The sequence below is a fragment of the Rhodopseudomonas sp. P1 genome (genome assembly GCF_039642825.1).
In the GTDB taxonomy this organism is placed as follows: Bacteria; Pseudomonadota; Alphaproteobacteria; order Rhizobiales; family Xanthobacteraceae; genus Rhodopseudomonas; species Rhodopseudomonas palustris_H.
Genome location: NZ_CP088006.1, coordinates 3,251,756 through 3,276,235, shown reverse-complemented (window position 1 = coordinate 3,276,235; position 24,480 = coordinate 3,251,756). Strand labels below are relative to the sequence as shown.

18 protein-coding genes and 1 pseudogene are annotated in these 24,480 nt (G+C 56.5%); 14 read left to right on the top strand and 5 right to left on the bottom strand.

The window, feature by feature from the left end; all coding sequences use genetic code 11:
- Window positions 1–299: 299 nt before the first annotated feature.
- Together LRC39_RS15165 and LRC39_RS15160 are read left to right on the top strand one after the other, a co-directional pair.
- Window positions 300–1,016, top strand: a complete 717-nt coding sequence (locus LRC39_RS15165) for an antitoxin Xre/MbcA/ParS toxin-binding domain-containing protein (protein ID WP_346294833.1) — start codon at window positions 300–302, stop codon at window positions 1,014–1,016.
- Window positions 1,000–1,419: a sensor histidine kinase gene (locus LRC39_RS15160; RefSeq protein ID WP_346294832.1), complete on the top strand. Its 420-nt coding sequence runs from the start codon at window positions 1,000–1,002 to the stop codon at window positions 1,417–1,419. The genes LRC39_RS15165 and LRC39_RS15160 overlap by 17 nt, the downstream gene beginning before the upstream one ends.
- A 17-nt stretch (window positions 1,420–1,436) precedes the next feature.
- Here the strand turns inward: LRC39_RS15160 and LRC39_RS15155 are convergent, their stop codons facing one another.
- Complete coding sequence (locus tag LRC39_RS15155) at window positions 1,437–2,861, bottom strand: ATP-binding protein (RefSeq protein ID WP_346297510.1); 1,425 nt, start codon at window positions 2,859–2,861, stop codon at window positions 1,437–1,439.
- A 149-nt stretch (window positions 2,862–3,010) separates the two neighbouring features.
- Here LRC39_RS15155 and LRC39_RS15150 point away from each other — a divergent pair, with 149 nt between their 5' ends.
- Both LRC39_RS15150 and LRC39_RS15145 read left to right on the top strand, forming a co-directional pair.
- A complete protein-coding gene (locus LRC39_RS15150; RefSeq protein WP_346294831.1) occupies window positions 3,011–3,394 on the top strand; it encodes a hypothetical protein in 384 nt (127 codons plus the stop codon).
- 62 nt (window positions 3,395–3,456) lie between these two features.
- Window positions 3,457–3,672 (top strand): hypothetical protein, encoded by a 216-nt coding sequence (locus LRC39_RS15145; RefSeq protein ID WP_346294830.1) that lies wholly within the window; start codon window positions 3,457–3,459, stop codon window positions 3,670–3,672.
- Between the two features lie 460 nt (window positions 3,673–4,132).
- On the opposite strand, the pseudogene LRC39_RS15140 reads toward LRC39_RS15145, so the two are convergent.
- The 4 genes and pseudogenes from LRC39_RS15140 to LRC39_RS15125 form a co-directional block, all read right to left on the bottom strand.
- Window positions 4,133–4,807 (bottom strand): annotated as a pseudogene (locus tag LRC39_RS15140) (helix-turn-helix domain-containing protein).
- 105 nt (window positions 4,808–4,912) lie between these two features.
- Window positions 4,913–5,392, bottom strand: coding sequence for a DUF3833 family protein (locus LRC39_RS15135; RefSeq protein WP_346294829.1), 480 nt, complete (start codon window positions 5,390–5,392; stop codon window positions 4,913–4,915).
- 1,191 nt (window positions 5,393–6,583) lie between these two features.
- Window positions 6,584–8,593, bottom strand: coding sequence for a methyl-accepting chemotaxis protein (locus LRC39_RS15130; protein WP_346294828.1), 2,010 nt, complete (start codon window positions 8,591–8,593; stop codon window positions 6,584–6,586).
- A 500-nt stretch (window positions 8,594–9,093) separates the two neighbouring features.
- Window positions 9,094–9,270 (bottom strand): DUF2934 domain-containing protein, encoded by a 177-nt coding sequence (locus tag LRC39_RS15125; protein WP_346294827.1) that lies wholly within the window; start codon window positions 9,268–9,270, stop codon window positions 9,094–9,096.
- Between the two features lie 281 nt (window positions 9,271–9,551).
- Here LRC39_RS15125 and LRC39_RS15120 point away from each other — a divergent pair, with 281 nt between their 5' ends.
- The 10 genes from LRC39_RS15120 to LRC39_RS15075 all read left to right on the top strand — a co-directional run bounded on the left by LRC39_RS15120 (window position 9,552) and on the right by LRC39_RS15075 (window position 24,465).
- A complete protein-coding gene (locus LRC39_RS15120) occupies window positions 9,552–10,613 on the top strand; it encodes a sensor histidine kinase (protein WP_346294826.1) in 1,062 nt (353 codons plus the stop codon).
- A 10-nt stretch (window positions 10,614–10,623) separates the two neighbouring features.
- Entirely contained in the window at window positions 10,624–10,956 is a 333-nt protein-coding gene (locus LRC39_RS15115; protein ID WP_346294825.1) for a response regulator, read from the top strand.
- Between the two features lie 527 nt (window positions 10,957–11,483).
- The gene (locus LRC39_RS15110; protein WP_346294824.1) at window positions 11,484–11,696 is read left to right on the top strand and encodes a hypothetical protein; all 213 of its coding nucleotides are present in this window, start codon (window positions 11,484–11,486) and stop codon (window positions 11,694–11,696) included.
- A gap of 1,005 nt (window positions 11,697–12,701) precedes the next feature.
- Window positions 12,702–14,402, top strand: a complete 1,701-nt coding sequence (locus LRC39_RS15105) for a methyl-accepting chemotaxis protein (protein WP_346294823.1) — start codon at window positions 12,702–12,704, stop codon at window positions 14,400–14,402.
- Window positions 14,403–15,602: 1,200 nt separating this feature from the next.
- Window positions 15,603–16,118 carry a hypothetical protein gene (locus LRC39_RS15100; protein ID WP_346294822.1) on the top strand — a complete coding sequence of 172 codons (516 nt, stop codon included), beginning with the start codon at window positions 15,603–15,605 and terminating at the stop codon, window positions 16,116–16,118.
- A gap of 191 nt (window positions 16,119–16,309) precedes the next feature.
- A complete protein-coding gene (locus tag LRC39_RS15095) occupies window positions 16,310–18,007 on the top strand; it encodes a methyl-accepting chemotaxis protein (RefSeq protein WP_430624945.1) in 1,698 nt (565 codons plus the stop codon).
- A 197-nt stretch (window positions 18,008–18,204) separates the two neighbouring features.
- Window positions 18,205–20,823, top strand: coding sequence for a bifunctional diguanylate cyclase/phosphodiesterase (locus LRC39_RS15090; protein ID WP_346294820.1), 2,619 nt, complete (start codon window positions 18,205–18,207; stop codon window positions 20,821–20,823).
- Between the two features lie 697 nt (window positions 20,824–21,520).
- Window positions 21,521–22,213: an outer membrane protein gene (locus LRC39_RS15085; RefSeq protein ID WP_346294819.1), complete on the top strand. Its 693-nt coding sequence runs from the start codon at window positions 21,521–21,523 to the stop codon at window positions 22,211–22,213.
- Window positions 22,214–23,038: 825 nt separating this feature from the next.
- Window positions 23,039–23,344: a hypothetical protein gene (locus LRC39_RS15080; RefSeq protein ID WP_346297564.1), complete on the top strand. Its 306-nt coding sequence runs from the start codon at window positions 23,039–23,041 to the stop codon at window positions 23,342–23,344.
- Between the two features lie 551 nt (window positions 23,345–23,895).
- Entirely contained in the window at window positions 23,896–24,465 is a 570-nt protein-coding gene (locus tag LRC39_RS15075; protein WP_346294818.1) for a PIN domain-containing protein, read from the top strand.
- The last annotated feature ends 15 nt before the right edge of the window (window positions 24,466–24,480 follow it).

The following is a 24,480-nucleotide window of genomic DNA, read 5'->3' as shown; positions in this document are numbered from 1 at the left end:
GGGACTTCCTTTTGTCTCCGGATTTAGAGTGGTCGTCAACTCCCAGCATCTCTTCGGGCAGCGAGGCGTTTAAAGCGGCTTTGAAGGGCCTTCAAAGGCTGTTTGAAGAGGTAGCTTTTAAGGGACGGCGTCTTTCCTTTGACGGAGCGCCATCACACTCAGCGATTCGGCGAGCTCCACCTCAGGTTGGACGCATTCATCATCCTCGTCCAAAGGCGGCAGCCTGCTGCAACGCTGATGAACCTGACGAGCTTGACGAATATGAGGAGCGGGACGATGGTGTGCAGTGGAGGTCCGTCATGGTCGAAACGCGTGAACGAAATCAAGCGGCGAGCGCAACGAAGAAGCGCAGCAAGAAACGTGGCCGCCCGGATGGAGTAACAGGCCACATCCGCATTGTATCCTTCGGAAAGACGTCAGAGACCGGCGCGAAGACCAGCCAAGAATCTATTGAAAAGCTGGCGATCCTCGAAATTATGAAAGGGTACAGGGCTGGAGCGAGGAAAGCCAAAAAGGTCCGGCAGCCCGTTCGCTTCACGGTGGAGGTGTCGCCAGACGGCAGCGCGAAAGCGATCGGCAGCCTCGTCACCCTTGCTTCGTTGGCTGTCTCGTCGTTGGAAGCATCGTTGTCAGCTGCCCGAGATCGCGGAAGGTTCAAGATCACAGAAATTCTGAAAGGCGACGACATGCTGACCGGGAACGACTTCGGCGCTCTCATCGGAGCTTCGCACGAGACGGTCAATGTCAGGCGAGGGCGGGGCGAGATTCTTGGACTGCAAGGAGCGACCCGCGGTGTCAGATATCCGAGTTGGCAAGTTACGGATGCCGGGATGCCGTTGCCTGGATTATCCGAACTGTTCGAAGTTCTTGGAAGGCAGCCTTGGTCGGTCTATCGGTTCCTAAAGACTGAACACCCCGAACTCGGCGGAAGGACCGCCTTGGATGTCTTGAAAGCGGGGCAAGTGGAAGCCGTGCTCGAAGTGGCTCAAAATCAGATGAATGGTGCCTTCTCCTGATGGCGAGGCGGAGAAGTACCCGAGCCTATGTTTGGTCGACCGGCCACATCCAGGACGGGTGATCATCGATGGCGCAGATCCGACGATCGACCGGGAGACAGCCAAGGGGCTCCGGCTTGCGTTGCATGAAATGACCACGAACGCTCTCAAGTATGGGGCTCTTTCTGAAGAGAAGGGACGCATCATCGTCCGATCTCAAATAGGCGAGGGTGGCTGTAAAATCGAATGGCTTGAGCAGGATGGACCCAAGGTTACTGCTCCCGCTAAGTTCAACTTCGGACCACGACTGATCAAACAATCACTCGCTCAGATTAATGCGTCTTTGGATGCCGAATACGCCGACGATGGCTACCGATACGTGATTATGCTTCCGACGAATGACCAGACAAAGGGTCGCTATTAAGGCATTGAAGCGCACGGCTATGACGGCTCCGATGTAAACTGCAATCCACGATCTTCCTGCTGATTTTGGGTCGCAGAGGGGAGCGATATCCTGAAGATTGTTCCGCCCTCTGCCTTGGCTTCCACCGTGATATCACCGCCATGCGCTTGTATGATGGTTTGTGAAATCGAGAGGCCGACGCCCATTCCATCTGCCTTGGTTGTTGAGAACGGTTGAAAGAGGCGCTCCACGATGGCCGGATCGATTCCGGGACCGTTGTCCGCCACAGCCAATTCCACCATCCCGCCGCTAACAGGGGTACTAACGACCGAAAGCTTGCGTTCGGACTGATCTCGCATTGCCTCGAAAGCGTTCCTGAGCAGGTTTACTAGCACCTGTTGGATCTGAATACGGTCAACGTGCACCTGATCGCACAGCGGATCCAGTCTGAGAGTAACGTTCACAGGTCTGTCACGCTGGACAACCGAGATGAGGGCGAGCGACTCATCCACTATGGCTCGGATGCTTTCGTCTCGGCGGTCGGTCTCGCCTCGGGAGACGAACTCTCTGAGCCGTTTGATGATCGCTCCCGCCCTAAGTCCTTGCTGGACCCCTTTCTCCAGCGCGACGATAGCGCGTTCGGTATCCGGTTTTGGCAGACGCAGGATACGGATCGCGCCGTTCACATAGTTGGTAATAGCGGAAAGGGGTTGATTGAGCTCGTGTGCAAGGGCGCTCGCCATGCCACCCATAGTGCTGAGGCGTGCGACGTGCATGAGCTCCGACTGAAGGCCTTGAATCCGCAGATCCGAGAGCCGCTGACTTATTATGGCTCGCTGATGTTCGATGAGAAATGTTGTAAATACCGCACCCGCCAAGGCCAGAAGAAGTAGCAGAGTGCTTGCGATGGCGACGCCTGTCGAACTCCGCTGTAGGTCCTTCTGACGTCGGTCAAGGAGTGAGCGCTCGACATTCGTCATTCCCGTCAGCAGCGTGATCGCCTGTTGGGTTAGTCCATCCATACGGGCGGTCTTTAGATATTCTACTGCGTCTGGCAGTCGAGCTGGACCCAACATGGCGGCGTGCTGTAATTGGGCCAATCGTCCGTCTGCCAAGGTTCGGAGCCTGTCCACGTTGGCGATTTGAACTGGATTGTCCGAAACCATTTGACGAAGACTGTCGATGCTCTGCCCAACCGCAACTCGAGAGAGTTCGAAGTCCTTTGCGAATTCATCGATCGCAGTGAGTAAATACGCCCGTTCATTCGACTCAGCGTTGAGCAACGCGTGTTGGATCGCTGAAATGGCGGCAATCGCGTCGTTTGTATGTTGCACCCATTCGGAGTGCTGACGCAGACGAGAGAGATTGAGGAGAACGGTACCTGCGATCAATATGACGAGGAACAGCGTTCCCGCGAGCAGCCAGGCTGCCGATCCGCCATAGCGGTTGATTGTCTCACGCACTTTCAAAAAGGTTCTCTCCCCCTATCCACGTTCCGAGCCGACATGGTGATCATGTGCGGGAACCGTCGCGAGTTCCATTTAACCTCCAGTTTAGCTGGAACCTCCCGGTCGCTTCATCATTGATTTGCGGACAAATTTCTGGAAACGCCATGGCGGCTATGGATGAATCTCCCAAGGACCCCGACACCGAAAATAGAACGGTTTATCTCGTGCTGGATGATTTCGGACGAGAGGGACGAGCATTTCGCGAGGCGGACTACGACCGCTGCGATCTGGAAAGCGTCACGGCCGATCCGATGGCAGGCGAATTCGAGAATCCCACTTTTGTCGTGGCCTTCAACCTAAGGCAGGGATGGGCGCGGGACGCAACAACGGAGGTTATCCATGAGGTCCAGCGCCGCGTCCGATCATTAGGTTGTGAGGTGCCCATTTGGCTGTCGGAGTTCGTGGATTGCCGAAATTATTCAGCAATCGAGAATGATGCTGCCGCTGGCCGCGAAGCTTCAGAGAATGTGAGCCATTTCGAAGGGTGATTGGCCTGCAGCAGATCAGCGGCAGGAACCTCTCGCTGAACGGCCATTTCGGGAGGGTGATTATGGATGTCACCCAGCCGATTGGAAACGCGGCAGCGAAGCTGACCTCGCTGTCCTGTCTGCCGCAGCTTCGAAGGCGCTTCCCCGCGGCGCAATTTCTGATCTGTCAGTCAAGACGCTGGTGGTGCTTGGTAGTGTTCATGCTGTGGGTAGTCTATGGAATCGGCCAGGGCGACTGGGTTATCTTGACGGCCGATACCGGTGGGTTGCGTAAGTGACCGCCGTCCTAGCATGCCTCCCTCAAAGATCATCAGGCGATCAAAGGTGGCTATCGGTGGCTCGAGATGAGTGCTCCCGCTGCAAGAACGCCGAACGAGGTCGACCGCCGCGCTGCTGCACCCGTCGTCGGCCTCTCAGGAGGAAGCCCTAAAGCTGCAGCGCCGCTGCCGGACGGGCGCAGCAGATCGTCGCTCGGGGAGTGAAGAAAGACGGGGATCTGCTCGCCCTATGCGGGAATCGACGTCCTGTATGATCGCCTCGAACGCACATGGAGGTCGCCTTGGAAGACAGCACCTGGCTCAAGCAGGAAGTTGAGCGGTTCCTAGATACGATGCGAACTGCCTGATGGGCTGCCAGCTGCAACAACCTAAGTATTTTTAGGCCATTGGTCGCGTCGACGTCTCGAACATCAAGTCGTCGGCGGGCCTCGTGCCCCGTGTTGGTCAAGATGATTAGTGGTTATGCATCCAACCCGCGCAGCTTGGCGCGATTGACCACCTGGATTTGACGAGCACTGGGAAGGCCAACAATGCCTTGTTTATGTAGTTCGGACACGGAGCGCGACACCGTCTCGAGGGTCAGTCCGAGATAGTCGCCGATGTCGCGCCTTCACATCGGTAGATACATCAAACCTGTGTGGGCCAGTCGGCGATCCATCTCTAGTAGAAAATTGGCGACCCTTTCTAGGGCACTCTTTCTGCCGAGGAGCAACAGGTGGCTCTCCGCATGACAGAGTTCGTTTGCAGTGATCGACCATAGGCTCCGCGCGATATCCACATCCGTGGCAGCAGCGCGCTCCAGACTACGACGATGAAGCAGACGAACGGTGGTGTCGATCACGGCTTCAGCGGTGAGGCGGTGTATGGCGCCAACTTCCAGCCCGAAAACATCTCCAGGCAGATAAAAGGCGCCAATCTGACGGCGACCGTCCGACAGCAGCTTGTGGCTGCGGACAGCGCCAGAGACAACCTGATAGACGTACTCGGAAGGTTCGTCTTCTCCGAAGATCTCCTCTTCTTTCCGATAGTGGAACTCAGTGGCTACAAGTCCGGCGGAACCTGACGGGAGGGAGAAGAAGTCGGTGCCGGGGAGGGGGGCCTTGCCAGAAGAGGGGCTGAACGACTGGGTGAGCATGTGGCCTACTCCTAATGCGAGAAGGCCAGATTGGCGGATTCCAACCGTGATTGTAGTTGGTGACGTCGCTTAGGGGGCGGCGCCTAAGGGAATCTACAGAGACGGTCAGCTTATCTTTCGGTAGGCTACGTGTGCCGTTCCGAATGGAAGTCCAGCCCTGCCAGCAGAGCCACGAACGATGCAGGCATTCTCCTCAATTAGGTAGAACCAATCGTCGAAATTCAATTTGACCGCCCCGCCATCCTTCTGCGGCGTGTTACGCGTGTAGCGCCAGTTGAACGCGCACCCGGCCTGATATCCTTCCGCTGGTCCCTCTAAGCGCGGCTCGGAGCCATTGTATTTGCCGTCCGCCACTTTGTGGATTGCCCAGTGCAGGGTATCCTCGTGCCCATCATCAAATCGATAAACCTCGGTAAAGTGGACGGTGCCTTCCGCCTCGCTCCAGCGTCCCTCCGCTCTGATGACGGCGCGCTTCTGCAAGCCCCCGACGAGACTTTCTAGAACTGCCCAGCCTTCCAAACATCCATCGAAGAAGCGCTCCGGGAGAAAGACCGGGGTGGTGCCGTTGAAGTCCTTGATCGACATCTACGATCTCCTGGTGGCGCCTACTTGTGGCCTGAAGTGCCGGTAGTCGCCGCAGGTTCGCTACTGGCGAGTTTCTGCGCCATAAAAGTGATCGCGACGAGCTTCAGTCGTGTGTTGCTCCGTGAGGGCTATTCAAACTGAAACCGGGAACCGCAGTCAAAGTTCCGGCGCCCCTCGCTTGTCCGAGCTCTCGCAGCGCGCCTGGCTGAGCCGACCAAATTGGTGCTCAGTGGCGCTTTGCGGTGACGTCAAAAAAGCTCCGAGGAGCTGCTGGATCCGACGCTGTATGGATCCGGTCTCTATCGTCTCACGAAACAACGCGATCGAAGGTATGGTGCGTCGAGACGCCACACGTCATTGAGGACGAAGGACCAGAAACGTCATCAGTCCTGCTTTCTAAATACTCCGCGAGTTGGATCAGCTGATTCGCGATCTCGGGAGAAGCTGCCTCAGCCGCCCGGCGGCAATGTTGAGCAGCAGCTACTAAGATTGGACTAGAGTTGACCATTGGATGAGACCATTGAGTTCAGCCGGATCATCTGTAACGAACGAAGCATAATGGAGCGTAAAGGGCGTTGACTGATGGTCGAAGGATCACTGAGGTCGTAAATAGCACCGGCGACGATGTTGTTCGCGGGCCAGGGCGATCCGTTGCTAACTCGTGGGAAGCGAACTGTAGATAATCGGGCATAGCGACCGTCGTAATTGAAAGGCGCGTGCACTTAATTGATGCGGGTCGAACAAAGTATAGTGATCTGAAAGCCCGGTCGTTCGTCAACTTAATACCGCTTGTTGGTTGAAACATGGCCTTCAGACTCGCAAATGTTAATGTCATTCGCTGTCGTTTCGACGAACATACAAGCACCAACTTGGGAGGAAATCGATGTGGCGGCCGATCGTGTGTGCTCCGTTCGACGTCGATTTGGAACTCGCTGTAATCGACGGGGAGGGCTGTCACGCCCTCGTTTTTCCATGTCGGCGCGGTATTAATGGTTGGCGAGATATGGACGACCTTCCGATCTTTGTTTCGGTGACTCATTGGCGGCTGTGGCTCCATACTCAATGCGTAGGTTGCCAAACTGAGCCAGCTGCGGCCTCCGCAGAGTAGGAGGTTGTCTTGGATTATGGCATCAAGCTGGGGGCTGTTGTGGATGTCGTCCTCGTCACTCCGAGGCGCAAGACCGGAGCGTGCTACGCAGCACGAACGGTGCTAAGGAATCTTCCGACCTCGCTGCGCAGCCTGTTACTGTCCGAGGCGAGGGTGCGGGCCGCGGAAAGAACTTGTGCTGATGCTGCGCCAGTTTCTGAAGCGTCGCGTTGAACCTCGCCAATGTTCGCGGAGACCTCGTGAGTGCCTTGCGCCGCGTGCTGAACGTTCCGAGAGATTTCCAAAGTGGCGGCACCCTGCTCCTCGACCGCCGAGGCGATCGTCGACGAGATTTCCGACAATCGTTCGATCGTGACACTGATTTCACGAATAGCGTGCACTGAAGCGTCCGTAGCCCCTTGGATGCTCGATATCTGCTGGCTGATGTCCCCCGTTGCCTTTGCTGTTTGCTCGGCCAGAATCTTGACCTCAGCCGCAACAACGGCAAAGCCGCGGCCAGCGTCTCCCGCCCGGGCGGCTTCGATGGTAGCGTTGAGCGCGAGCAGGTTGGTCTGACTTGCGATCGCGTTGATGAGCTCGACGACATCGCCAATCCGGGAGGCCGCCTTCGACAAATCGCCGACTCGATCGTTAGTGACGCGCGCCTGAGACACCGCTTCGTTGGCTATGCGCGCAGACTCTTGAACCTGTCGACTGATTTCGTTCACCGAGGAGGTCAGCTCTTCCGTCGCAGAAGCCACAGATTGCACGTTTGTGGACGCCTCTTCCGAGGCGGCAGCCACTACGGTAGTCAGCTCTTGAGTTCGGTCAGCCGTCGTCGTGAGCGTCGCAGCCGAGGCTTCAAGCTCTGTCGAGGCGGACGAGACAGTATCAACGATTTCTCCGACGGCGGCTTCGAAGCTGTCCGCAAGCTGGATCATGTCCGACTTTCTCTGTTGCGCTGCAAGTTGTTGTCGCTGCGCTTGAGCATCTGCCTCGTCTCGAGCCTTCTTTGCGGCGTTGGTGCTGATGACAACAACAGTCTTTGCAATATCTCCAATTTCATCGCCGCGATCCGCACCCGGAATCGTCAAATTGTGCGCACCATTCGCCATTTTGAGAAGGGCCCCGTTCAGGCGCTTGAGTGGCCGTGCGACTCCCATAAATGTAAACAGCACGGATCCAATCATCACAGTCATCACAAAGGCGGCGAGCAGGAAGGCGATGTTGTTTGCATGTGCCAGCTCTGTTGAGGCAAGCTCCCGGGCTTGACGATAGTTCTTGCTCGCGATGTCAACAGCTTCGCGCATAAGTTCGATGGTTTTGTTTCCTGTAGCCACAGCGGCTGCAGTCTGCTCATAACGGGTGAGTTCGATCTTGGTGACTTCAGCCGACAGTGCCGAAAACGAACTAGCGCTCAAAGACAGGCGATCTACAACGGCCAGATATAGTTTGTCAGGATTTGATGCACGAAGCTGGCTCAAAGCAGCCTGTGTAGCGTTGAGTTCTGCACTCATAACGGAAGGAAGTGCAGCGTCCCCCGTGGCCGTGTACCGCCAAGTCGCGGCTCTTGCTGCATTGAAATGAGCGTCGGCTTGGAACGCGATCTTTGCGAGGTCGTCTCGATCTGCGAGAAGACCCTGCAGAGTGTCGATCGCCTTCCGCCAATCGTCTGCAGTCGAATTACGGTGGGCCGTGACTTCAAAACTGCGCTGAAGCGTTTTCACGAGCTGTAGTGTCTGCTCATTATAATCGTGAGTCAGCGTAGTGATTGTCTCAACTCTCGTGCGGTTGGCCGGCGTGATCATCCGCTGGGCGGCATCGCTGAGTCTCTTGGAGATTCGGTCTCTCATGTCGGCCAGCACGACGATGGGTTTCTCTAGTTCACTGGAGCTTTTAGCCAACCGGATCTCGCGGGCGGCGACCTGCATTCGTCGAAGAGCGATGTTCGCTTCCAGCGCATTCTCGTTGATGAACTGCTGGCTGTCCGCCCGACTATTTGCTGCGCTGATTGCCAGGTCGGCACTGGTTTGATTCACCAGTATGCCCCCCGTGAGGAGCACCCCGATGATCCCTGCTAAACCGAGCTTGTTTCCAATCCGATTGATCTGCATTTGCGGCATTCCAACTGCGACGGGGTGGATAACGGTAATTTAATGCCGCGAGATTGCATAAAATGCTTTAGAAAGAGGTGAATATCGCCGCTGGTACAACTACGGGTTATCCAAATTGACGAGCGACCAAGTCTTGATTGGGTATGGAAGGTCGATTGGTTGCGAGCCGCAGCGCGGTTAGAGGGGTATGTTATTTGTTATGCTGGCGGCGTTTGCTGCGATCTGCCGGCGGGAGCGCCGAAAAAACTGCAACGTCCGGAAATCCGATCGATCTGCACTCTCTCGGTCGGCATGCGACGAACAGTTGCGGATTGGGTGCTCGTGCGGAGCACGCTCTAGGATTCGCAATGGGCCTGAAACCGCGCCCGTCCGGACCCGTCCGGATCGGAGATTGCGGTCTAATAGTGAGTGGTTTTCGCGGCGGTCGCTGCGACGCCGATGCGGCTCTAGGATGGCGCCCCCGGCTCGAAGAGCCGGGTGGCAGTATTTCACAAGGAGAGTCAGCTGTTGGTCGTGACGCTGGGGTCGGACTTCAGCCGTTCATACGTTTCCTTTTCACCACGAACGTCCTTCTCTGCTTGCTTCCGGAATTCATCGCGACGCTCCTCTGGCAGTCCCTTCACCTGTCGCATTTCTTCAGTGCGATGGTCGATGCGCTCCTCGAGTTGGTCTTTCATGTGATCTCCCACGTTATCGTTGACTACTGAGCTTCCTAGAGGCCGAAATCTACTTCCGTTTAATCAATCAGCTGATCGTTCGCTGGTTCCGTCGGGTCGAGTGCAGACAGTGAGGCTGGACACACAATCGACCCAGCTCCTCCAGCCAGAGGGCTAGCGGAGCCAAGTTCGCATCTAGAACGAGAGCTGTTGCCGTTGATTGAGGTGGACGATTGGACGGAGTATTGTTTTCAAGGGGTGGGTTGCTGGTTTCAAACTCAAACGCGGGTGGAGCGTTTTTCATGAGCGGCGTTATGGGGGAGTGGTCGCGCAAGCAAGGAGTTGAGGTGCCTTTGTCGGTCGTTGAAAAGGCTGGGGCTACTCGGCCTCAAGCGGACCTTAGCTATGCGCAATTCCGCGCGTTGGCGAACTCCATGCCGAACCTCGCCTGGATGGCCGACGCAGATGGTTGGCTGATCTGGTATAATGATCGGTGGTATGAATATACAGGCACCCGCCCTGACGATATGGTTGGGTGGGGATGGCAGTCGGTTCACCATCCCGATGTTCTGCCGGAGATGCTTCAGCGCTGGACAAAAGCCTTGGAAACTGGCGAACCGTTCGAATGGACTTTCCCGCTGCGGCGCGGCTCGGATGGCTCTTATCGAACCTTCATGACCCGAGCTGAGCCTCTAAAGGAGAATGGTAAGCTTGTTGGCTGGCTGGGCACGAACACGGACATTACCGAACTTGAGCTAACAAAGGAGCGCCTCCAGCTTGTCATTAACGAGCTGAACCATCGCGTTAAAAATACTCTCGCAACTATACAGTCGATCGCAAAGAATACCTTCGTTAATGCGTCTCCTGAACTCTATCGAGCCTTTGAACAGCGATTGCTAGCGCTGTCGGGTGTGCATGATGCACTTACGTCACGCGGATTTGCCGATACCTCATTGAGAGATTTGTTGCTGCGAGGCGTTTCCATGTTTGGAGCAGACCGTTTTATGCTCGATGGGATAGACGTTGCCGTGCCGGCGCGGCTCTCTTCAGCGCTGGCAATGACGTTACATGAGTTATGCACCAACGCGCTCAAGTATGGCAGTCTTTCCGTCGATAAGGGCAGCGTAGAAATCCGATGGGAAGTCGAGGAAGCGGGGAGCAGGCGGTGGCTTTCTTTATCGTGGCGCGAGGTAGGAGGGCCGACCGTCGAGAAGCCACTGAAGAATGGCTACGGCTCCAAGCTGATTAAGCGTGCCACCGCGATCGAGACGGGATCGTCGGTCGAGCACCGTTTCGAGTCCGACGGCGTCAAATGTGACATTCGGTTGCCGCTCGACTTGGGTTTAATCCAAAATGCCCCTTAGAGTTTTCGTGGTGGAAGATGAGGTTGCGGTCTCGCTGCTGATCGAAGACGCGGTTGAGGCGCTTGGGCATACTGTTGCGCACACCGCCACCAATATTCGTGAGGCGATGCATCTTGCTGCTACAGCTCAATTTGATGTTGCCCTGCTCGATTTGAATCTGAACGGGCAGAAGGCGCATGCGCTACCGGTTGCCTTGAAGGCTCGTGGAAAGCCCTTCGGCTTCATCACCGGCTATGGCCATGCTGGAGCTCTTACCATCTTTGCCGACGCTCCCTTGATTTCTAAACCGTTTCGGGAGGAGGATGTTGGCAATCTCTTGGAGGTTCTGGAGCGGCAGCTCTGAGGTGTATTCAGTCCGCTCAGAGTGACCGCGACTTGTGCGCGCAGTTCGTGACGGTCTTCCGGAACCAGCCGGTCGAAGCTTGGGGACGGCTGTAGCCCAGCTATCTATTCGATTATTGGGGCGGCAGGCCACTCACGCCTCTGCCGTGGCGACCCGCACCTCGCTATTCCGTCGGTAATGGGTTGGTAGCTAAGTTCACTGGCCAGATGACGTCGAGATGGCGGCGTGCTGTGGCTGAACCCGGCCGGCGGTCGCCGCTGGACAACTGAGCAGATCATGAAGCCCACGACCAAGTGGATCTCTGAGGCCTGCAAACGCGCCAGTTCTCAGGTCCGGGTATGCCATCACTGCTCCGAGGTTGTGGCCCAGCGATGGGGTTCCCTCCGAGGCGCGCCGTCTTTGGAACCAGTAAGGTTGGCAGAAAGTTGATGGGCGGCGCGCAGCGATTGGCGTTGGATGTGCGGTCCAAACAACTCTGATCTCGGTCCCGGAAGGATGATGGTTAACCCCAAGCAGGGAGGTGAGGAATGGCCCATTTCGTCGTGCGTTTCCTCAAAGACATACTCGGGGATAATGGGCACGAAGCCGAAGTGATCGAGAATCAGTTGGAGATCGACGCGGAGGACGAGGGGCGTGCAGAGGAATTGGCTAAGCAGCAGTTCTGTCAGCTGCACTCCACTAGGAATTGGTCCCTTCACGCAGACCGTATCGAAATCAAACCGGCGGAGTTCCCTTCGTAACGCCTATAGGGCGGTTTCGATCGGTAACCAAGGCACCGTTGGATCGGGCGATACGTCATAGCGGTCGACCTGTCCGCAGTTTCGGCACTCATAACTCCGAACGTCATGACCGTCTGTCAGTGGAGAAATTCGGATCAAATGGGATCGCGCTCCGCATCGACTGCAGAGCTTAATGTACATCTGGCTCGACACGGGCTGCATCGCGACTGCTCCTAGCTGACTGGGAGCATTAGGTGTGATTGCGCAGCTCTCGATTGCGATAGAACAAATCTACCGCCGGTTCCACAAATGGAACCGCCACTTGGGAGCCGCCGGTCCGTCGACGCTTGAGCCAAAGGCCCCTCGCGTGTCCTTGCACATTTTCTGTTGCTAGGTCATTTGGCCTGCGGCTCGAGCGCGTCTACGCTAAACCGGGCAGGACCGTGCAGCGCTGCGTTGTGCAGATATGGTAGTAAACGCAAGGTCGACGACACACTCCAATCTCTCAAGAGGAGGGTGCGATCTTTGGTCCGAAACGCCGAGTCCTTCAGTGGGGCGATATGGATCCAGTAACCTACTCGGACTCGACTACCTTCACTTCGCCGCAAGTCATACATCGATAGACATGTTTCAGGGGCAGATGGCTTCGCGCTGGCAAGATGCCGAGAAGCGTCATTGAGGCGCCGCATCGACAGCAGATCGGCGGTTGCTCGACGCTATTCATTACGCAGGTGCTCCCCAGATTCTGAGCATATTGGCCCGTTACTGTCTCCACAATCCGCATTGCGCCCAGCGGGGGTACGATTAGTTTTTTATCTGTGTCATGCGTCGAAGGCTGCCGGAGGCATCCCGATAATCTATTCTGCGGTAGACGAACCGTCGTCGAATCCGGAGTCTGGATACGTCTTCAGCTATCCTTTCTGCTAATCCCGCCGTTAACGCTCTCGGAATGTTCACATCCCATGAGTGTTCGAAACAGAACACTGCACCGACCGAGAAAGACGGCCGGTCAACGTGGGGATTCCGATGGCGGGGCTCAGCAACCTGAAGATCGTTTCGAAGATCGGGCTGATTGTTATGTCGCTGGCTCTACAGCTGGCGGGCCAGATCTGGTTTGCGTCGTTGCGGATGGAAGATATCGACCGGTCATACTCGGACGCTGTAAGGAGGCTCGACAGATTTACCGTGCTGAGTGCTCGTTCCGGAAGGGAGGCCGAGGGCTATCTCTCAGGGGCCCTACAAGCTGTTGCGCAACCGGACGCTCAAGCGTCTGCAGCTCTTCTCGCTCGGGTTGCCGCCAGTCGGAATGCGTATGATGAGGGTATGAAAGAGGTTCAGCGCAACCTTGCCGAGCATGATGCGATTGTTGGTCCGGTCCGTGCAAGCTTCGATGCAGCCTTTAAGGTGTGCGATCCTGTGATCCAGAGTGCAGCGCAATCAAAGTCAACGGATTCGCGAGGCGAGGGAATGCAGCGCTTGATTCAGCACTGCGCGCCTTTGATCGGAGAAGCAGTTGCGGCGCAGATACGATTGACTGACCGGCTCTCGGCGGAAGCCGCTGCGCTGGCGGAACAGCTTACGCAGCACACTCATTCGACAGTGATGACGACATATGTCACGGCCGCGATAGGCCTCGTCCTCAATCTAGCTTTCGCGATGTGGATCGGCATTAAATGGCTTTCGCAGCCGATTTCTCGGCTTAAGGATGTCATGCAGTCCTTTGCCAAGGGAGACCTGTCGCGCAACGTTCCTGGCACGACCGGCAAGGACGAAATTGGCGAGATGGCCAAGACCGTCGAGGTCTTCAAGCAAAATGCTCTGGAGGTTGAGCGGCTCAAAGAAGAGCAGCTTCTAATGGAAGAGCGGGCAGCTGCTCAAAGAAAGTCCGATATGGAGAACCTCGCGGGCGAGTTCGAGGCATCGGTCGGCGAGGTCATCCATGACCTTGCCAACGCTGCCGAAGAACTTGAAAGCGCCGCAAGGTCACTGACGTCGACGGCGGAACGCGAGGAGCAACTGTCCACCTCGGTGGCCGCCGCGTCAGAGCAGGCCTCAGCCAACGTTCAGTCAGTCGCATCGGCCACGGAGGAAATGACGGCGTCCGTCAGCGAAATCGCTCGGCGGGTTCAGCAGTCGGCGAGTATTGCTCATCAGGCGGTCGGCCAGGCTAGGGAGACCAACCAGCGAATTGGTGCGCTGGCAGACGCCGCCAACCACATCGGCGACATCATCGATCTCATCAACAATATCGCCAGTCAGACCAACCTTCTCGCTTTGAATGCCACGATTGAAGCCGCCCGCGCCGGCGACGCTGGTCGCGGTTTTGCCGTGGTTGCCTCGGAGGTGAAGTCGCTGGCCGAGCAGACGGGCAAAGCGACGGAGGAAATCAGGCAACAAATTGTCGGAATGCAATCGGCTACACAGGAGTCGGTTTCCGCCATTCGGCAGATCGGCGCCACCATCGAGCAAATGTCTGGAATTTCGTCGGACATCGCAGCGGCGGTCGAGCAGCAAGGCGCTGCCACTCGAGAGATCGCCCGCAACGTTCAACAGGCTGCGCTTGGAACCTCCGAGGTCAGTTCGAGCATCGAGGAAGTTCAACAAGGTGCCAATGATACGGGCGTTGCGTCCGCCCGCGTGCTGACCTCAGCGCGCTCACTAACGAACGACAGCTCGCGTCTCCAAGAGCAGGTTGGACGGTTCCTCGGAATCATTCGTTCAGCGTGATTTCGTCGGATACGGAAGAGAAATAGCGGGTGGCGAATAAGTCGCTATGCGGAAGTTCGGAAAATTTGATGAAAAGAAAGTGGCGGGATCGGAGAGGTGCAAGCTCCGATCGCGGTATCCGGTAACGGAGTCCGCCCGACGCACAGGGACGTCGGCTCGCCAACTCGAATCCTATCGATGAAAGCGACCACCGACAATGTTCACGCCGGTGCACGTTGCTTGACGATTGCAATCGGCAGCGGTGCTTTCTTTGCTCGTACTTTCCCGAGGTTGCCGGCCCTGCGCGTTTGTGGCCGTTTGTATGGATAGCGTTCTAAGTCGGACGAAATATTGCACGTGCGGCAAGATCTCCGGCAAGTATGTCACGGCAATTGGGGGCGGCGAATCGTGCAGTCCATGCGATGGCCGTTTAAGAAGAGATGCTGCATCCACGAGACGTCGTGACCTTCGAAGTCCCTATCGAGAATGTCGTTTAAAGCCTTGGACAGAACTGGTAACTCGGAGCAAGAGAGTGCCGAGTGTATAGGGGAGAAAGTCCTCTTCAGTTGCACAAAGTGCGAATCCGTCATGCAGTTGATCAAGGTTGACGGATCGTTTGGCGCAGAGCGGAGAGGGGTCTACAAGTGCCTGGTGTGTGGGCAAATTGACCGGCATACCGATCCGGCGTGAAACGGCGTCGGGCCACAACGGGCAGGTTGCTCGCAATCGCTGGGTCTCAGAATCTCAGAGGGGCAGCTCCGAGCGTAGGCCGCGCAGCTATGCACAACCAAAGTGCCGCGACGGCCATTGGCTTGCTTCCGTCCCTCTCGTCCAGCCGGGATGAGAGCTCCTCAGCCTGGTTCTTAATGACCTAGATCAAACCGGATCGTGCTCCATTGTCAGAGCATCGAAACCGGGTTCACTCTTCGTTATGGATGACGGTTAGACAGGTAGGATTACGAGTTGGGGCCGACGCGAGTTGGTGCGAATGTTTCGCGATTAGCCGCAGCGCCGCAGCTATAGCGGGTTACACGCCCAGCACCGGAAGAGTGCTTCCGATCTTCCAGCCCATTCATTCGTCGCCACTTGTAGCTCCGCGCGAAGTCACGGTGATCATCAAGCATGTTTGTCAATCCCTGCACCATGGAGGTCATCCGACATGTTCCTCATCGGTGGCTCGTACGCCAATGGGCAAGGATGGGGCCGTGCGCAGATCCAACAATGGTAGCGTTTGCTTTCGACGCAGCCAGCATTGATGTCTCGCGGTCTATTGTGAGTAAGGTCGAGGGACATCCGCTCGGACGGCGGTTGAGGATTATCCACTACGGTTCATCACTCTCTGCAGCGACCGGAGCGAATGCGTGCGGGCGCTTCTTGGACGAGATCTTCTCTGAGCGAAGAAGATCGTTTGCTATGGCTCATTATGAGCTCTGCTTGAATTCGATGAAGCCGGTCTATTCGATCGCTACCACAACCGATACCAACCAAGTTCCGGTCGACTATGAGAAGCTCCTTTTGCCCTTTCGAGGGGAAGATGGCCAAGTAAACTGTATCCTCACGACCACCCTTCTGATCAGCACCGAGGGGCGGTTCGTTCGCGACGGGATTTTTGCGCACGGTGACTTTCCTCAGCCGACATCGGCGGTGGTCTACTCAGTTCAAGTGGGGCAAGGCGTCGAAGCCTCGCCCCCTGAGAGCGCGTTGGACGCTCCCCAGGGGCGAATTGAACTTTCCTAAGGTCCTGTCGGGCGGTTCGGCCACCCCTTCTGGAAGAGGCGGGTTAAGTCGCAAGGCAATTGGCGGGTGAAGATCGACTGAATCGCGGTCAATGGATTCAATATTCGGTGAAACGAATATGTAAGAAGGCTGCATCAAAGTTGTGCAGCTCCGATTCTTCCTAATCGGGGTTGTACGGAGATACCGCTATGATGCCTCTCATCGGACGCCTTCGATTCACGATCGGCGCCAGGATCTATCTGCTTATCGCCATTTGCTTCCTCGGCCTCATTGGCATCGTAGCACTCGATACGAACGAGATGGTGTCCGCTCTTCACCAGCAGAAGCGAATTGAGCTGCAGCATTTGACTGATCTGGCAATTGGTGCCGTTAAGGACGAATACGAAGCATCGCAGCGGGGGGAGGTGGACGTTTCCGAAGCGCAGAAGCGCGCACAGCGCCGCGTAAAAGCAATGCTCTACGGCAGCGGTGACTATTTTTGGATTCTCGACCTTCAGGGTCGCATCGTGATGCACAGTACGAACCCGTCGCTGATTGGCAAAACGATGCTTGAGACGCAGGATCCGAGTGGAAAGCGCTTCATCGCGGAGATGATCGATCTCGTGCGAAAACAAGGTGCGGGCTTTGTCGAATATAGTTGGTCCAAGCCCGGATCAGAGCTGCCGCAACCCAAACTCTCGTACATTGCAGGCTTCACCCCTTGGGGATGGACCGTGACGACTGGCGTCTATATCGACGATCTGGACGCACAGACGTGGACGGCGATGAAGCGTTCGATGATTGCGGCGACGGGCGTCCTCGTCGTGTTGTTGGCTGCTTCTGTTTTCATGGGGCGGCGGATCACCAACCCAATTCATGCGATGACCGCGGCGATGAATGATCTTGCCGGTGGAAACCTACAGGTTGCAGTGCCGGGAGTTGGTCGCAGTGATGAAATCGGCGAAATGGCCGATGCGGTGCAGGTGTTCAAAACCAATGCGGTCGAGCGGCTGCGACTTGAGGCAGAGCAGGTTGAGCAGGAGTCGAGAGCTGCAGCACAGCGGAAGGCTGACATGGTCAAGCTTGCCGATGATTTCGAAGCTGCAGTCGGGGAAATCATTCACACGGTCTCTTCAGCCGCAACCGAACTGGAAGCCTCAGCGAAGACTTTGACAGGTACAGCGATTCGCTCTCAGGAACTCGCAGTCGTTGTTGCATCCGCATCCGATGAGGCATCGACAAATGTTCAGTCGGTGGCCTCCGCTACAGAAGAAATGTCTTCGTCGGTTAATGAGATCAGCCGCCAAGTCCAAGAGTCGGCCCGGATTGCAGGCGAAGCTGTTGTTCAAGCTCGGCAAACGAATGATAGAGTTGGTGAGCTATCAAAAGCTGCAGCTCGGATTGGTGATGTTGTCGAACTGATCAATACGATTGCGGGGCAGACCAATCTTTTGGCTCTAAACGCGACGATCGAGGCCGCGCGAGCGGGCGAGGCTGGTCGGGGTTTTGCGGTCGTGGCGGCAGAGGTCAAGGCGCTCGCGGAGCAGACCGCGAAAGCGACCGGAGAAATCGGACAGCAGATCTCAGGCATCCAATCTGCGACCGAGCATTCCGTGTCTGCAATTCACGAGATTGGGCAGACAATTGGCAGGATGTCGGAGATATCCGCCACTATCGCTTCTGCTGTGGAGGAACAGGGTGCCGCAACCCAGGAAATCTCTCGCAATGTGCAGAGGGCGGCCGCCGGTACTCAGCAAGTGACGGTTAACGTCGGTGAGGTGCGGCAAGGGGCGACTGAGACCGGGTCCGCATCAAGTCAGGTGCTATCTGCGGCTCAGTCCCTGGCTCGAGATTCGAATCGTTTGAGCGACCAAGTGGGGCGTTTTCTGGCTACCGTCCGAGCGGCGTAACGAGCCTACAAATAATGGCCAAGCGACGTTCTTGGAGAATGAGAGCGTTCCGATGCCGCACGTTGCAACATCCACATTCCCAAAGCCCGATTCTCTGAATCGGCGGTCGGGGCACCGTTTGGGCAAACGAACTCTACATGTGGATGGGATAGCTATATTCCTTCGAATGCTTGATATTGAGGAACAGGGTGCGAGCAGTGAAGGAGAAGCGAGCCATCCGCGCCGCTGATTGGCTGTGCGGGCGATCTCCTGTCCAATGGATTGTTGGGGTCGGAGCACTCTTGGTTCTCGCAATCGCCGTAGGGACTGGCTGGACAATTCTAGAATTCCGAGACCGAACCCTACAGAACGCGGAAAGGGAGCTCGGCAACGCGGCCTTTATGTTGTCCCGAAATTTCGATCGTGAGATTGAGTACCTGCTCGAGAGCCAAAGCAGGATCGTCAACGCGATCCGCACTCAGCCGGTTGGTTTCGAAGCAAAGGAGGAGTCGCTCCAACTGTTGGCGGCCGAGCGTGGGCGTTTTAGCGAGTTGGACCTCCTCGATAAGGAAGGGCGGCTGCTAAATTCATCAAGAGAGTTGGCATTGGCCAAGTCAGGTGAAGCCACAAAGCTGCTTGATCGGCATGATCCGCCTCCGACATCGGATGGCACGAACGAGTTCTTGCTAAAGAGAGACCGGCGGACAGGAGACTGGGCGCTGACGCTCATGAGCCGAGTGAAGTCTGACAATGGAACGTTCGATGGAACTGTCGAACGAGTATTGTCCAGCCGTGCCATCGAGAACTACTTTGCATCAGTAGCGCTTGGAGAGAAAGCTGCTGTCGCCATGGTGTTCTCAGACGGCTCTCTTGTTGCTCGCTATCCTCGGGCATCCGGACTGGCTGGTCAAAATGTCGCCTTTGGCTCCAATCGTGTCTTATTTGCAGAGGGCGGTGCGACAGCTAGGATCCAAAGTCCCTTCGATGGGAGCGAACGCATTGTTGCCTCGAGGCCGCTGAACCATGCGCCGATCCTGATCGTGGCTTCGAGGTCAGTGGATGCAGTTCTGGCAGATTGGAAAGAGCAAACAGAGAGGCTCATTACGATTGCCGTTGGACTTGCATTGGTTGCTGCTGCGGTTGTTATCGTAATTTCCATTAGCGTAGCCAAACAGCAGGGGGCCTCCCGCCGTCGGCTCGATGTCGCCATCAACAGCATGTCCCATGGTCTCACGGTCTTTGACGAATCGGCGCGTCTCGTCTTCTGCAATAGGCGCTATCTTGAAATGTTCGGCCTCTCGGAGAACGTCGTGAAGCGAGGGGTTTCGATTTCCGATGTTTTAAGGCACTTCAAGGAGCACGGCGTTGATCAGGCAACGCTGGATCGTTTCTGGACCTTTGCGAGAAGCAATGCATCGGTAAAGCAGTCGTTGGAACTGGACTTCCCAGATGGTCGTGCCTTCCTGATCACGCAGGACCCAGTCCCGTATGGCGGATGGGTTACAACCCACGAAGACATAACGGAGCGAAGGCTAGCGTTCTCTCGAATTGATCGGCTGGCCCACTACGACGAACTGACCGGTTTGCCGAATAGGGCCTCGTTCCGCGAGAAGCTACTGACCTGCCTGTCCAGACTCGAAACAGGCCAGCTTGCTCTCTTGTACGTGGACGTTGATGAATTCAAGTCGGTGAATGATACATTGGGCCATCCTGTCGGGGACCGTCTGCTCAAGAGTGTCGCGGCTAGGTTGAGGGGCTGCATCGACCGCGATGACGACGTTGCCAGATTGGGCGGCGATGAATTTGCGATCGTAACGACGAACGTCGTGGATCTTGATCAGCTTGCCGACCGCATTCAGGAAGCCCTGCGCGAGCCATACGATTGCAATGGGCACGTGATCTCCACGGAAGTGAGCATAGGTATTGCTGTGGCTCCCAGGGACGGCCGGGAGGTGGACCAATTGGTGAGCAAGGCTGATATGGCTCTTTACGCTGCGAAGGCCGCTGGACGTCGATCGTACAAATACTTTAGGCCGGAGATGGAAGCGAAGGCCGTCGCCCGTCATCAGCTAGGAGTTGAGCTCAAGAAGGCGCTTGCGGGGCGCAACTTCGCTCTGCACTACCAGCCTATCGTCGACATTTCGTCGGGAAAAATTGCCGGTTGCGAAGCTCTATTGCGTTGGACGCATGCTGAGCGTGGTCGCATTCCGCCGTCGGAATTCATCCCTCTTGCCGAAGACATGGGATTGATCGAGGAAATTGGTGAATGGGCCTTACGAGAGGCATGTCGGGTTGCCACAAGTTGGCCGTCGCACGTTACTGTCGCAGTGAACGTTTCGCCTCTGCAGTTTAGGCATACTACATTCCCCCTCAAGGTCGCGGCAGCTCTAGCTTGGTCTGGTCTGGAGCCTCATCGGCTTGAGCTCGAGATCACAGAGGCGACGTTGCTCGGGGACGATGAAATTACGCTTTCAGTGATCGACCAGTTGCGGGAACTGGGATTGAAGATCTCGCTCGACGATTTCGGAACGGGATATTCCTCTCTCAGCTATCTTCATCGTATCTCGATAGACAAGATCAAAATCGACAAGCGCTTTGTCGACACGATCACATCGGATAACGGGGCAACGGCTATTGTGCAGGCCATTGTCCACATTGCCTCGGCGAGCAATAAACGCACCGTAGCTGAGGGAGTGGAAACATTTCAGCAGCTGGCGTCCCTGAAGAAGCTGGGATGCGACCAAATGCAGGGCTACTTCTTTTCGCCCGCGGTGTCAGATAGGGAGCTAAAGCTGCTATTCTTAGGCGAAACGGTGGGGAAGGGAATGCTGCGCTAGTACTTTGCGATTATTGATGCGCAGAGAACCCGCCAAGGCTACGCGTTAGGCCGAATCCGACGTGCTGCCGTCCATCCGGCGCACCGTCTCCATGATGGCGTCCTGATCGTAGAGCCTTATGTCGTCAACACACTCGTTTTCGACCATTCGGTCGCCATGCCGGAGGAGAGGATTCGGATGTTGGCTCAGGGGCGCTGCCTCAGCGGAGGCGCCAAACGATGCCCGGCTCGGGTCGGGCGTCTGCGTCTTTCAAGAGCGCGTGCCAGGTGGCAAAGCGTCGGATCGTCCATGCTATGGTGTCGAGAGCGCTCGGCGTCACCGGCAGCGGCCATTTGCTTCACTGTCTCTATGAGCTCATGCGCCATCTCGATAAGAACACCAGTGGGAACAAAAAGAACAAAAGTCGAGGCTAACTGGCCCTAGGCTCTGCAAAGGGATCGTTGGCTCCACCGGGAACTCGCAGTGGACTCCTGAAGAACGTCGCCTGGCGCGTTTCATCCGGAGAGCCGTCGCGCCTTTCGTGGCGATCGCTTCGTCAGGCGGAGAGGCCGCCATCGGTATCATCCACCTCCTACGGTGGTGCCGAAAAGACGCAACACGCTCGTGAAAGTTGTTATTGTTCATCTTTGCTATTGTGAAACGGCTCTCCTGCGCTTTCACTGATTGCATTCGATTTCACCTCTGGGGAGTAGACGATATGCGGAAGATCCTAATGGCGGGCGTAGCCTTCGCCGCCCTGAGCGCTGCATCGGCGCAAGCCGCCGACTTGGCTGCTCGTCCCTATACGAAAGCGCCGATCGCTCCGGCGGTGGTCGGTTACAACTGGTCGGGCTTCTACGCCGGTGTAATGGGCGGCTACGGCTGGTCCGATCGGGTGAGCGTTGGAGGCGTCACCACTTCCAGCAGCGACCTGCGAGGGGGCTTCGGCGGCGGCCAGATCGGCTACAACTGGCAGGCTCCAGGCAGCCAGTGGGTCTGGGGTCTCGAAGTGGACGCCGCGGCATCTGACATCAAATACAGCGAGACCGGCTTCATCGGGATCTTCCCGGCTTCTCTTGAAGACAAGGTGCGGTCCTTCGGAAGCGTCACGGGCCGCATCGGTTTCGCGACCGGGCCGGCCCTGTTCTATGCCAAGGGCGGCTACGCTTGGGCTGACAATCGAATCTCGCTTACGGTGCTGGGGCTCAACTACACCGAAAGCAAGGTGCTGTCTGGCTGGACTGTCGGCGGCGGCGTTGAGTACATGTTCGCGCCGAACTGGTCGATCAAGGGCGAGTATATGTATGCCGACTATGGCAGCTCAACCTACCTGACCGGGGTCGTGGTGGGTGGCGTTGACCTCGGTGCTACGACGCACACGGTCAAGGGCGGCATCAACTATCACTTCTAATTGCCGAATTGAACTGAAGCGAAGGGCCCTCATTTCGGGGCCCTTCGTCACTTGGTGACGGCTAAAGGCGGGCTTCAGGCAATTGGAAAGCTGGAGAGCGCTGCTCGACCACGGACCATTCATCTGGCGAGTTCGAGCTGACATTGTATGCGTCCACCTGACCACATTTCCGGCATTCGTACGTGCGGCTCTCGTTGCCTGAAGGTGTCGGAGATCTTCGGGTCAGGTTTGCTGCCGAGCCGCAGTTCCGGCAGGGGTGGAAATAGTAGTCGCGCACTTGAAAGGACCGCATGGCAACCCCCGTTTCATGTGTTTGCAAAAGTGCAACCAAGACGAGAGCGGATGCTTGCGGCAGATCAAAATTGATCACCTAGGACTATTCCGAGTATCATTGCCGTACCTCGCAGGACGAGGTGCGGTTGGGCGTGGTGCAAAGCCCTCCGCCCGCATCTATCAGCTTGCTAGAAATCGTGACGGGAGATCTCCTGGGTTGCCGTGCCTTGCCCCTTAATCGCGAAGGCGATGTTTGAATCTCGGTAGCCGATCAGTCCCGTCCGGCTGTTTTCAAAAGGTTCGACGTTCCTTCATACCACAAAAGGCTGGGACGCCTTTCGGGCCCGCTCTCCGGCGAGAGCTCACTCGAATCCCGTCCCTTGGAAAACGGCTCAAACCGATCCTGTCGGCTGCCGCAATACCCGATAAAGAATCCTTCGTCGTCGAACAGGAGCCATCGTTCGCCGTCCCATACCACTTTGTATCGGTTATCAAGGTCCTGCAGGTGAGGGCGCTGGAAGTCACCTATAGGTTCATCCGGGACCTCAGTTCGTGCTTCTGGTAGTGGCGCAGAGCGATGAGCGGTCCAATGGCATTGTCGAACGGCTGCACCGGACGTTACTCGACGAGCGCTTCAGGGTCGAAGGCCGCCGTACCTGGCTCGAGACTATCGACGAGATGCAGATTATTTCCGACGATTACCTAGTCTACAACAATGAGCCACACCACCATCAAGGCTGCGGCATGAACTACCGAGCGCGCACCGCCGCCTTCGTCGAAGATCTGCGCCTGTCTCAACAAAGGAAGGAGGGACAGAAAGTCGAAAAGCAAGCCGCCGAGAAAGTCGCCTGGAATTGACCGTTCATCGCGGCATTGTCAGCCGGTTTCTCCCTGAACTCGCGGGTAAGCGGAAGTATCACCGCTGGTGAGAGCGCATGCTGGAGATCGAGAGCAATTGTCTAAGCAGGTGGTCGAATCTGCGCTGACGTTGGCTTAGATCGTTTTTCTAATCCGTGCCTTCCGAATAATCGGGACGTCTGAGGAGCGCTCCCAGACTCTTTTCCGCGTCTTCGTCAGTTTGCTCCAGGGTCAGGATGATGTCCGCCTCGTTCGGCAGGCGGACTCGCTGCGGTCCATCCGACAATACGGCCTCAAACAAAGCGCGCGGATTCGCGACCGCATCGGCTTCGGTCCAAACGTGCTGGCGCGGTCGTTTCAAGCTTCAACCCCTCGAATCCGCTCAGATTAGAGCGTCTGAGGATTTCACGAAAGGACTCGCTGGGTAAACGGAGTTCTTCCACCGTAATCCGAGACTAGAACAAGGAAGGGCGCGGAGGGGCTAGAAATTGTTAACCATTCCTCAAGTCACGCTAGAAGATGGTATTCGGGAACCGAGATTCGCGTTCCGGATGACCCTTTACCTTCTCGATACCAATGTCCTGTCGAACCTTTCCAAGCCTCGGCCTTCACCATCGGTGCTCGCCTGGTGTCATCGTCTGCGACCGCGAAACTGGTGCATTGCACAGTGCACGATCATTGAGATCCGGCGGGGGATCAAGATACTGTATTTGAAGGGCGAGCGAGGGAGGGCAGATGCCCTGAACAACTGGTTCGACGAACTGCTGGCTTTGCGACCGCGCATCATTGCACTCAACGACCACATCATCGATGTGTTCACTGATTTGTCATTGATACCAGAACTACAAAATGTCTTCGCCCCTAGTCCGGGCAAGTATCCTGCTAGAGTAGGTCGTGATCTTGAGATCGCCGCCACCGCCATCGTCATGAACGCGTCAGTGGTGACGCTCAACGTCTCCGACTTCTTGGCGATCAACAATCATGTACGGCTGCCAGGACTCTTTAATCCCGACACCGACCAATGGCTGGTTCGCCCAAGAAGGAGGGGGACCGAGCCTGCTGAAGAGGAGGGGCACTGGGACATGCACCGAAGGTTGAGCACCAAAATTATCAAGCAGTGATCAAATCCATTGTCG